The organism is Catenovulum agarivorans DS-2 (genome assembly GCF_000568405.1).
GTDB lineage: Bacteria > Pseudomonadota > Gammaproteobacteria > Enterobacterales > Alteromonadaceae > Catenovulum > Catenovulum agarivorans_A.
Map to the genome: position 1 here is coordinate 25,401 of NZ_ARZY01000046.1, position 11,022 is coordinate 36,422.

The following is an 11,022-nucleotide window of genomic DNA, read 5'->3' on the forward strand; positions in this document are numbered from 1 at the left end:
CAATATTCATAAGCTTAAGCTAATTGAGTGACACTGCTAGACATTGAGCTGTGATAGCGCATTATCATTTTTAAGAATTGGGCTAAACGTAAAAAATACAGCAAACGCAATTTGTAGCAAATTGCGCTTGCCAATATAGTGGTGTGCGTTTACCTGTAATGTTTGACAGCGGCAACTAATTTTTCTGAATAGCCTTGGTTGAACAAAGCGTCAAGTTCGATCGGTAATTTTCTCAGCCAGTTTGGATGCTGCCACGTAGTACCTGGAATATTCACTTGCTCTGTTAAACCCAACAAGTCTTCGAGTGGGATCATAAACAAAGCGCCTGGTGTGCTGGCTAAAAAGCTTTGGATTGCGATGGCCAGTTCATCTGTCATGATTGGTGAGTCTGTAACGTCAACATCTTTAGCACAATACAGGCCTTCAGCCTCAAGTCTTTTTAACAACTCGCGACGCTCAATTACTCGACCGTCTTTCTCTTTAATGCGCATTTCTTCGCTGGGATACAAATCTAATTCTGTGCGCCACTTTAAGTCGTTGCCTTGCCACCAACCTTTTATTGTTGGCAAGTCATGCGTTGAGACGGTCACCATACAATGCTCTGGGTAGTCAGCCGCTTTGATATAGCTTGCATCAGCATGATTTTCAAAATATAAAACTTTGTACGAGAGCATTTTTGCTTGGCTGGCGATATCACCAAAACCTGCTGGCGTAGTGCCTAAGTCTTCACCAATAACTACGCAGTTACTGCGGCGTGATTCTAGCGCTATAATACGTAGCAAATCATCTAGTGGAAACTTCACATACGCACCTGAACGAGCATCTTGGCCTGGTGCTATCCAATATTGGCGCATTAAGCCGAAGACATGGTCGATACGCAGTGCGCCAGCATGGCGCATATTATTGCGCAGTGCTTCAACAAATGGTTTAAAAGCTTTTTGACGCAGGGCAAATGGGTTGATTGGGGTCAAACCCCAGTCTTGACCTAATTGATTGAGTAAATCTGGTGGGCACCCAACACCTGCGCCAGATACAAAAATATCTTGCTCAGCCCAAACCTCAGCGCCACTGCCGTCACAACCAACGGCTAGATCTAAGTATAGACCTAACGGCATGCCTTTTTGCTTTGCCAATTTAGCAACCCCGCCTAGTTGCTGGTCAGCCAGCCATTGACAATATTTAAAGAAGGTAACTCTTTCTTTATGGTTTTCGGCAAATGCATGTACCTCAGCGCTATTTGGATTTTGGTAAGCACTGGGCCACTGCTTCCAGCCGTAGACTGTATTGTCGAGAGTGTGGAAATGTTCGTACAAAGCATCATAAATGCATAAATTATGCAGAGCCTCCGCCATTTCTTCACAAAAATCATTGAACAATCTAGCTCTGGCACTTGCTTGCGATAAATGTTGTTCAACAAAGGTTTGATACAATTTCTCTAGAATAGGGCGTTTTAAATTTGCGACGCCAACATAGTCAATCAATTCTTTTTGCTGTAACTCAGCCACTTTTTGTTTGAAGTCGGCTGATTCAATTTGCGCGCGTATTTCTGCATTGTCGTTGATCTCTGCAACAGCAGTTACGTCTATGTACAGTGTATTTAAAAATGACCGACTAGTTGGTGAATAGGGGCTAATATGTGCTGGGTTTGCCGGAAACAATGGATGCAGTGGATTCAACCCAATGCTTGAAGCACCTTGCTCACTGGCCAGTTGAGTTAGTTTGGCAAGATCTGAAAAGTCACCCATACCAAAGTTTCGCTCAGATTTTAAACTGTATAGCTGCGCAGCTACACCCCACATTTTGTTGTGACTGCTTTGCTCTGGACCGTAACAGGTACGCGGAGCAACAATCAGTGTACTGGTATATCTTTGCTCGCCAATACGCAAATCTAACATGTGGTAACCCAAAGTTAGATTATTGGGGATGTCTAGGAGATACTTTTTGAAATTTTGCCCGGCGATATTTTCACTTGCCGTTTCGTTCAACTGAGTAAAAGTTAGTTGTTTTTGGTGTAAGTTACCTGTTTCTTCAGATAACAACCAATGAATCTTTTGATCGGTAAAATCGCTTGGTACGCTAAACTCGATTTGGCCAGATTGCGCTTCCGCAGCAATAATATAAACTGGTTCTAACGCTTGCTGCCATTGTTGTAGTTGCAGTTGTATCAGGGCATCTGAAGCATCTTTGTCTGATTTTATATCAAAGCCCATAGCATTTAACAATGCAGAACGTGTTTGGTCGGTGGCAAATACTTCTTTGCCCCAAATATCATGATAGCTAGACTGGATGCCTAAAAACTCTGCTAGCTGTAAAATTGCACTCATTAACTTACCCTCAGTCAGCTTTTAGCTGATTCGCGATTAACCTTTAAATTCAAAAATAACTGTCGCCATTGGTGGAACCGTGATTTCTGCAGAATAGTCTTGCTGTTGCCACGGTGTTGATACCGCTTGTATGCCACCACCGTTACCTTGGTTGCTGCCACCGTAGATTTGTCCATCTGTGTTGATTTTCTCTGCATAAAATCCGGGCTTGGGCAAACCAATACGATAATTTTGCTGTAGCTTAGCGGTAAAATTACACACCACAACAACAGGTGGTGTGTCTGGGTGGCCAAAACGAATAAATGAAAATATGGCGTCGGCGTTTTCATGTTCTAACCAACAAAAGCCGCTGCTATCACAGTCTTTTTGGTATAGGGCAGGTGTTTGTTGGTAGTTAGTATTTAAGTCTTTGATTAGCTGTTGCACACCTTTGTGCCAATGAATATCGAGCAAATGCCAATCTAAGCCTGTTTCATAATTCCATTCTCTTCCTTGTGCGAACTCTCCTCCCATAAACAACAATTTTTTCCCTGGATGTGCCCACATAAACGCGTAGTAAGCACGTAAATTAGCAAACTGCTGCCATGTGTCGCCTGGCATGCGAGCTAAAATAGAGCCTTTGCCATGGACAACTTCGTCGTGACTTAGCGGCAATACAAAGTTTTCGTTAAAGGCATATACCAAACCAAAACTCATTTCACTGCTGTGGTATTGGCGGTAAATTGGATCGCGACTCATATATTGCAAAGTGTCGTGCATCCACCCCATATTCCATTTGTAATTAAAACCTAAACCGTCTTGTTCAACTGGGTGAGATACTTTTGGAAATGCAGTTGACTCTTCTGCTATTGTGATAGTGCCAGCATAGTTAATGCCAATTTCGTAATTGGTGCGTTTTAAAAACTCGATCGCCTCTAAATTTTCGCGACCACCGTATTGATTTGCAACCCATTCGCCTTCTTCACGGCTGTAATCTAAATAGAGCATGGAGGCAACAGCATCGACTCGTAGACCATCAATATGATAATGCTCTAACCAAAATGCAGCGTTATTGCGCAAAAAATTGCTGACTTCGGTGCGACCATAGTTATAAATTAATGTGTTCCAGTCTGGATGATATCCTTGGCGTGGATCTTGGTGCTCATATAAAGCCGTACCATCAAATTGGCCTAACCCATGTGCATCCGTCGGGAAATGACCGGGCACCCAATCAATTAATAAACCGATATCTTGTTGGTGGCATTGGTCGACAAAATATTGAAAGTCGCGCACGCTGCCAAAGCGGCTAGTTGGTGCGAATAAGCCTACAGGTTGATAACCCCAGGAGCCATCAAATGGATATTCATTAATTGGCATTAATTGAATGTGAGTGAAACCTAAATCTTTGACATAAGGAATTAACTCGTCGGCAAGTTGGCGATAATTTAAATAATGATTTTGTTCGGTGCGTTTCCACGAACCTAAATGCACTTCATAAATACTCATAGGTGCATCTTTAGCATTTTTGTTTGCACGTTTTTCAAGCCAGTGATGATCTTGCCAATCAAAGCCTTCAAGCTGGCTGACAATCGAGGCTGTGTCTGGTCTAAATTGTGCTGAAAAGCCAAACGGATCCGCTTTTAGTGGTAATAAGTTTCCGTGCTGATCCTTTATTTCGTATTTGTAGTGTTCGCCCGCTTGCAGTTCAGGAACAAAAATTTCCCATACGCCACATTCATGGCGTTTGCGCATTAAGTGTTTACGGCCATCCCAATGGTTAAAATCACCAACTACAGAAACCGCAGTGGCTGCAGGCGCCCACACAGCAAAACTAACACCATTCACACCTTGGTGTTCAATTAAATGGGCGCCAAGTTTGTTGTATAACTTTTGATGATTGCCTTCGGCAATTAAATGACAGTCAGTGTCACCTAAAATGGGGGGAAACGCATATGGGTCGCAGAATACATGCTCTGCGTCTGGGTAAACGGCTTTTACTTTATAGTTTGGTATCTCTGTTTTGGATAACTCAGCTGAATAGACGCCAGTTTTTTTAACCGCAGCTAGGCGACGTATTTGTTTACCAGTTGCCGCATCAATGATAGCAACAGATTTTGCACCCGGGCAAAAAGCACATACGCGAATAGTACTACTATCGGTTTTATGTGCACCTAAAAAAGCATATGGGTCTGGATGCTGTGCATTCGCTATCAGTTGAGCTTGTTGAAACAGAGACAATTTGTCCATCTAAGTATACGACCTCGGTAAATAGATTGTTAATACATACTAATAGCTAAGTATGCCGTTAGGTTTTAATTCAGCAATATTCTGCATACGTATGTTTAGTAAATTTAGGTGGAAAAGCGCTTTCAGGAAAATGAATACGTATGCAAAGGTTTAATAAATTAAACTTTAATTATGTTGATAAATTGTAAAGTGGTTAGGCGTGTTCATGTTTGAAAGAGGTTTCTGACTTTAATACTGGTTGTTCGACTCAGTATTAAAGCCAGAGGCGTGAGTGTTTCTAATGCAGTTAGGCAGACTGAATTTCTACTGCAACTACTGAAATTTCCACTAATAACACATCGCGTGCCATTTTGGCTTCTACACAAGCGCGAGCCGGTGCAAAACCTTCAGGTACCCAGTTGTCCCATACTTCATTCATTTCTTTAAAGTACTGCATATCTTTAATGTAGATAGTTGCAGACAAGATATGTTTGCGATCACTACCGGCTTGTCGCAATAAATCATCTACTTTTTCTAGCATGCTCGCGGTTTGTTCTTTAATGCCCTGGGTGGCGTCTTTACAAACCTGACCACATAAATAAATGGTGCCATTGTGTTTAACAATGCGGCTCATACGTTGGCCAGTTTCAATACGTTCAATCAAAATTCTGACTACCTTTAAAGTTTGGTAAATGCAACTTCAGCTGCAGCTATAGTTTTTGCAATATCTTCTTCAGTGTGTGCGGTTGAAGTAAAACCAGCTTCAAAAGCTGAAGGGGCTAAGTACACGCCTTGTTCTAACATTAACTGGTAAAACTTGCGGAATTTAGCTTGGTCACACTCAGTGGCTTGTTGGTAACTCGTAACGCTTTCTTTATCAGTAAAGAAGAAACCAAACATGCCGCCTACTTGATTAGTGGTTAACGCAACACCGGCTTTCTCTGCCGCTTGTTTAAAGCCAATACACAATTTTTCTGCAAGATGAGTGATGGTTGGGTAAATACTATCAGCTTGTTCTTTTATCAAGGTTAATGCGGCAATACCGGCAGCCATCGCAATTGGGTTACCCGATAATGTACCTGCTTGGTAAACAGGGCCGTCAGGGGCTATGTGGTTCATAATTTCAGCTTTACCACCAAATGCACCAACAGGCATACCACCACCGATAACCTTGCCTAAGGTGGTTAAATCAGGTGTGATACCATAATAGCCTTGTGCACCTGATGCTGACACACGAAAACCTGTCATAACTTCATCAAAAATTAGCACTGCGCCGTATTGGTCACATATTTCGCGCAATCCTTGTAAAAAGCCTTCTGTTGGCGGAATACAGTTCATGTTGCCAGCTACAGGCTCAACGATAATACAGGCGATATCGTCACCACAATCAGCAAAAATTTGTTTAACCGATTCAAGGTTATTAAATTCAACTGTCAGTGTGTGTTTAGCAAAATCAGCTGGTACACCTGGCGAGTTAGGTACACCTAAAGTTAGCGCGCCAGAGCCAGCTTTTACCAATAAACTGTCGGCATGGCCATGGTAACAACCTTCAAACTTAACTAATTTATTGCGGCCTGTGTAACCACGGGCTAAACGAATGGCTGTCATGGTCGCTTCTGTACCCGAGTTAACCATGCGCACTTTTTCCATGCTCGGCACAATTTGTTTCACCAACTCAGCCATGGTAATTTCGCTTTCGGTTGGGGCACCATAGCTTAAGCCGTTATCAACTGCTTTGTGCACAGCTTCGCGAATATTTGGGTGATTGTGGCCTAAAATCATTGGGCCCCAAGAGCCAACATAATCGATATATTGTTTGCCGTCGGCATCATACATGTACGCACCGTCTGCTTTGGCAATAAATACTGGCGTACCACCAACACCTTTAAATGCACGAACGGGTGAGTTAACGCCACCTGGGATGTGTTGTTGGGCTTTTTCAAATAATTGTTCAGAACGAGTCATAATTAGTTCACTGTATCCGTTTTGTTGCTAAACCAGCGCACAGGCGCTTCGTATTTTTGTACTATATCTTGCACACCCAAAGTGGTGGCAAACAGTGCCATACGTACGAGTACTCCGTTATCCGCTTGGCGGAATATGGCTAGATTTGGATTTAAGTTTAAGTCGTTGTCTAATTCATTCGCGTCAGCGCGAGAATCACGTGGCAACGGGTGCATAATGACTGTATTTGATTTACAGTGCTGGGTGTAAATCGCTTGATTTAAGCGGAATTTACCTCGATATAAATTGGCTTCAGCTTCGGTTGCAAAACGTTCTTGCTGAATACGCGTTTGATAAACAATATCTGCGTCTAGGTGCCCTTCAAGCTGTTCAGTTACAACACATTCATGGCCAGCGTTATTAACCGCGTCAATAATATAATCAGGCATGGCCAATTCTTTAGGAGAAATCAGTGTCAGTTTAATGTTTTGATATAAACATAATAACTTACACAATGAATGCACAGTACGACCATGTTTTAAATCGCCAATCATAGCGATATGCATTCCGTCGATACCAGCTTGGTGAGCGTGCTGTTCTTTTTGAATTGTGTATAAATCGAGTAATGCTTGGGTTGGGTGTTCATTGGCACCATCACCGCCATTAATAACTGGCACGCGGCTGCCCTCGGCGAATTCTGCAACAGAACCTGAATCGGGATGGCGCATGGCTATTACATCACTGTAGCTACTTAATACACGCGCTGTATCGTATAAAGATTCACCTTTAGCTAAAGCAGAAGAGCTTAAACCTGTTGTTTCACGTACATGGCCACCTAATAAATTGAATGCAGTACCAAAACTGACACGGGTACGGGTGCTGGGCTCAAAAAATAAGTTACCTAAAATAGCACCATCTAAAACTCTGGTTTGTTTTTGCCTATGTGCGTAGGGTTGCATTACATCAGCAATACGGAAAAGGTATTCGATACTTTCGCGGTCAAATTGATTAACCGACAGGATATTTGCGCCTTCAAACTTAAACATCAGCCACCTAACTCAAACTTAGATACAAATTGGCGTTATGATAGCACAAGGGGTTTAAACATTAATATACAAGCTAGTGCTAGAACAAGATAATAGTGAGTTAGCAGGTGAACCTGCTAACCCGATTGCTAAGTGTATTGCATTTAAGCCTGCCCAGTTTCAATTATTTATCAGTGCTTGCTTGCAGTTGCACTCTTAACTCTCGATGTATTTTTTGATAAAGCCAGTTGTCCATTTTTAGTGAGCTTAGTTGGCTTTGTAATTTTGCCCAATAGAGTGCACGAACTGGTTCTTTCGCGACGAAATAAAAATAGTAAGCGAGTGAATCGCTATAGTTTTCGGCATCTTGCTTGAGTCTTTCCTCTATACGTTGTTTCGCTGTTGTTGACCATTTATGTGGGGCTGCATGCGCTAGGCGTACAAGTAGTGCGTCTGGAATATCTTGGTTATTTAACTCTAGCTGTCCAAAGCTTTCTACAATTTTGTGTGGTTGTTTTAGTTGCATCTGGATATCCGCGTACAAAATCCAAGTGCTTGAGGCCAGTTGATTATGCATAATGGGCTCAAGTTCTGCTAAAGCCAACTGGTATTGACCATCTAGAAAAAGAGCTGTGGCGTATAGCTCTTGAGTAAATAGCGCAAGTTCTGAACTGCCTTGACGTACAGGTGATGTACTGAGTTGTTTGATGATAGGTTCTAGTGGCTGGGTTTGCATTTTTACATCGAGTGTACACACCATAGACAACTCGACGCTGTGTAATCCGGCAAGAGATAAACAAGTTGCCAGCGCCTTATCATATTTGCCTATTACAGTTTCAATATTTGCCCTAAGCAGCAGTGCATCAATGTCTGCTGGGTGATGGTGTAAATATTGTTCTAGTACTGCTAGCGAAGATTGAAATTTGTGCGCGCGTTGCAATAGACTCGCTTGCCAGAAATAGTTTTTTGCGGGGCTAGCGTTAGCTCTTTTTTTAAGCTCGTTTAGCAGTTTGTTATGGCTATATTGTTGGGCAACAATGAACTTGTTGTTTTTAATATGATGTTCAAGCTCAGTAAAACTGAGGGTGCTTAAACTTCGCTCTGGTTTATCATGTTTATGTGTATCATGTGTATTAATGTGTGCCAATGAAGAGCAACTAAAGAATACTGTATTAAGCAGTAGTAAGATTGTAAATTTCATGATTCATCCTTATAAATCAAGGCCGTCCTCGGCCTTGTTTGCTTTTGTGGGCAGATTTGTTATCGCCTAATCGTTTACATCAACTAAATCTTGATAAAATTCTGTTGTGTCTACGTCGTTGGCAAAGACCCGTCCATTTACACTTGCCGGTTCGGCATTGCTGTCAGCATTAAATACTTCACGGCTATAGTCAGAAAAACTCACGGGTAAAGCTTCTATATTGATGTTTACAGACGCGCTAACAGGCATGTTATTGCTGTCATAAACAGTAAATGTAAAGCTATCATCCCCAGTGAATTCAAGCTTTGGAAGGTAGCTAAAGCTGCCTGTCTCGTAGAGCACTAATGTGCCGTTTGCAGGTTCGTCGTCTAGCATGAAGGTGAGTGTGTCACCTTCGGGATCGGATGCACTCAACTGACCATTAAGTTCAGTGTCCGCTTGTGTGGTATACGACGAATTGTCAACATTTGGTGCTTTGTTAACTTTGGCCTTGTCATTATTGCAGCCACTCAAAATGGCGACTGCTAGGCAACAAGTTATAAATTGAATTAAACGCATTTTAAAGACCTCCAATTATTGCTACTCAGAACCTGGCAAAGGCGTTGCCAAATAGGGGAATCGCGCCATGCTATCTTTTGCGCTTATTGGGGCTCCATCGGTAAAAGGTACATTACCGACACTAGCATCTTCAGGGCTACATAAACCTAAATCGGTGTCGGTTCCAGCTACAGGAATGGGATAACACAAGCGACCCATAACGACACGTAGTGCAATATCAACCACATCGTCTCCCGGGCGTCGGCCGTTTGGAAATCCAGCTAAATCATCACCAGCGACACCAAAAGTAGATTGCTGGTCTTGTGCAGTCGCCGGAATTGCAGTATTGAGACGAAGCATCTCAGACGGTGTCACAGTTGCTAGTTGGTTGACACCAGCAAAGCCGGTTAGAAATGCTGTGACTAAGTCATTGCGAGGAAAGTTAGTTGGGGCAAGAGTTTCAATATTAGTACCAAGTGTTTGGTTTACAGCGTCTTTGAATAAAATATTGAGTAGCTCTGGTAAACTTGGGTGTGTTACATAGTCTGCAAACTGGCCATCATCTTTTGGGTGGGCACTTGAAAAGCTATCTTTGTCTTTTAGTCCGATCACTAGCTCATTAACTAGAGGGTTACCTAAGCGTGATACCTGTACCAGTGCACCACCATTTACGGCTGGTTTTTTAAAGTTTGCTCTAGGATTTAATATTCTAGCTTGAGGCATCCAAGCTGTTGTCCAAGTACCTATAGTGCCGTTACCACTGCCGACTATACAGTCTTTTGGTAGCTCTAAGGCTATTGCCGTGACATTTTTGTTGGCTAAATCGTCATTAGCTGGATCTTGAGTAATTCCCCCTGGGAAGCCGCCACTATCGTTTGCCCCCGGAGCGCTGTCTCCTTCAACTGGTACGTAATTTACCAAATCAAACGTTTTACCTAAATTCACCACAAATGGGTCTTTACGTTGACCCACAAAAACCATAGCAGGGGCGCTACAATTGGGTAACGAAACCTCATAGACAAATTGGTCACTATACTCTTGATAAGCTTGTGAGCTACTAAAGGTCTTGTTACCAATATAATCTAACGGTTTGGTGAAGTGTTCCATATTTGTTTTAGGATTAAGCACTTTAGATGCCGAGCTATTACCCATTGCGCCAGTAACAACACTTAAGGTGTAGTGTTCGGTAAAATTAGCTGCACTTTGATCACTTGCGCTAATTGCTCCGACATTTTTCAGTGGAACTGCAATAGATTTAGTGTTGCCAGCAGGCCCTACATCTAAAGCAATCCCATCACCGCCTGCTAGTACCGAACTAAAATCGAATAGGTAAGTTAAGTCTTCTATCGCATCCCCATCGTTATCAATATGGATTGCGTATTTTGCATCAGGGTGCATAGCAAAGTAATTCGGCCCGCCATAAGGGTCTTGTAGTGGAATATAGTTTGCTATGATAGTGACATATCCGCCTCTTTGAGCTTCGTAGCTATTAAAAGCATAGAAATCGGTTGAGTCTATAGTCGGCATACGTGCGACATTTGGCGCCTCACGGTGACTTGACGCATGTACAGATACAATACTTGCGACGCCTAAAGCGGCAGTGACAACAGATAGTATAAAAGGTGTTTTAAAAGCTCGCATTGGATTCTCCTTTTTGCTGAGTTCATAGTCGTAACGCGCCAAAAGAAAAATCGGATGCAAAATAATTAAAAAAATTGAAAAAAAATTTATCAGGGATCCCTAGGGCCTGTTGATCTTTCGAGTACAATTTTGCAGCAGTTTGTTT

At 42.4% G+C, this 11,022-nt stretch carries 8 protein-coding genes; all 8 read right to left on the reverse strand.

Going from position 1 to position 11,022, the window contains the following annotated elements; genetic code table 11:
* Positions 1 to 149: 149 nt before the first annotated feature.
* Positions 150 to 2,324, reverse strand: coding sequence for a 4-alpha-glucanotransferase (gene malQ / locus DS2_RS17385; protein ID WP_035016238.1), 2,175 nt, complete (start codon positions 2,322 to 2,324; stop codon positions 150 to 152).
* 36 nt (positions 2,325 to 2,360) lie between these two features.
* Positions 2,361 to 4,550, reverse strand: a complete 2,190-nt coding sequence (gene glgB / locus DS2_RS17390) for a 1,4-alpha-glucan branching protein GlgB (protein ID WP_035016240.1) — start codon at positions 4,548 to 4,550, stop codon at positions 2,361 to 2,363.
* 286 nt (positions 4,551 to 4,836) lie between these two features.
* Complete coding sequence (locus DS2_RS17395) at positions 4,837 to 5,196, reverse strand: RidA family protein (protein WP_326979560.1); 360 nt, start codon at positions 5,194 to 5,196, stop codon at positions 4,837 to 4,839.
* Positions 5,197 to 5,207: 11 nt separating this feature from the next.
* On the reverse strand, positions 5,208 to 6,494 hold the full coding sequence (hemL, locus tag DS2_RS17400) for a glutamate-1-semialdehyde 2,1-aminomutase (protein WP_035016244.1): 1,287 nt from the start codon (positions 6,492 to 6,494) through the stop codon (positions 5,208 to 5,210).
* 2 nt (positions 6,495 to 6,496) lie between these two features.
* Positions 6,497 to 7,519: an aspartate carbamoyltransferase gene (locus tag DS2_RS17405; RefSeq protein ID WP_035016246.1), complete on the reverse strand. Its 1,023-nt coding sequence runs from the start codon at positions 7,517 to 7,519 to the stop codon at positions 6,497 to 6,499.
* 163 nt (positions 7,520 to 7,682) lie between these two features.
* Positions 7,683 to 8,699 (reverse strand): tetratricopeptide repeat protein, encoded by a 1,017-nt coding sequence (locus DS2_RS17410; protein WP_035016248.1) that lies wholly within the window; start codon positions 8,697 to 8,699, stop codon positions 7,683 to 7,685.
* A gap of 66 nt (positions 8,700 to 8,765) precedes the next feature.
* Complete coding sequence (locus DS2_RS17415; RefSeq protein WP_051479975.1) at positions 8,766 to 9,257, reverse strand: Ig-like domain-containing protein; 492 nt, start codon at positions 9,255 to 9,257, stop codon at positions 8,766 to 8,768.
* Positions 9,258 to 9,278: 21 nt separating this feature from the next.
* The gene (locus DS2_RS17420) at positions 9,279 to 10,877 is read right to left on the reverse strand and encodes a DUF4331 domain-containing protein (protein ID WP_035016250.1); all 1,599 of its coding nucleotides are present in this window, start codon (positions 10,875 to 10,877) and stop codon (positions 9,279 to 9,281) included.
* Positions 10,878 to 11,022: the final 145 nt, after the last annotated feature.

Excerpts from the sequence above, each read along its gene's own strand:
- malQ (WP_035016238.1), bottom strand. The coding sequence starts at position 2,324 with ATGAGTGCAATTTTACAGCTAGCAGAGTTTTTAGGCATCCAGTCTAGC.
- glgB (WP_035016240.1), bottom strand. The coding sequence starts at position 4,550 with ATGGACAAATTGTCTCTGTTTCAACAAGCTCAACTGATAGCGAATGCA.
- hemL (WP_035016244.1), bottom strand. The coding sequence starts at position 6,494 with ATGACTCGTTCTGAACAATTATTTGAAAAAGCCCAACAACACATCCCA.
- DS2_RS17405 (WP_035016246.1), bottom strand. The coding sequence starts at position 7,519 with ATGTTTAAGTTTGAAGGCGCAAATATCCTGTCGGTTAATCAATTTGAC.
- DS2_RS17410 (WP_035016248.1), bottom strand. The coding sequence starts at position 8,699 with ATGAAATTTACAATCTTACTACTGCTTAATACAGTATTCTTTAGTTGC.
- DS2_RS17415 (WP_051479975.1), bottom strand. The coding sequence starts at position 9,257 with ATGCGTTTAATTCAATTTATAACTTGTTGCCTAGCAGTCGCCATTTTG.
- DS2_RS17420 (WP_035016250.1), bottom strand. The coding sequence starts at position 10,877 with ATGCGAGCTTTTAAAACACCTTTTATACTATCTGTTGTCACTGCCGCT.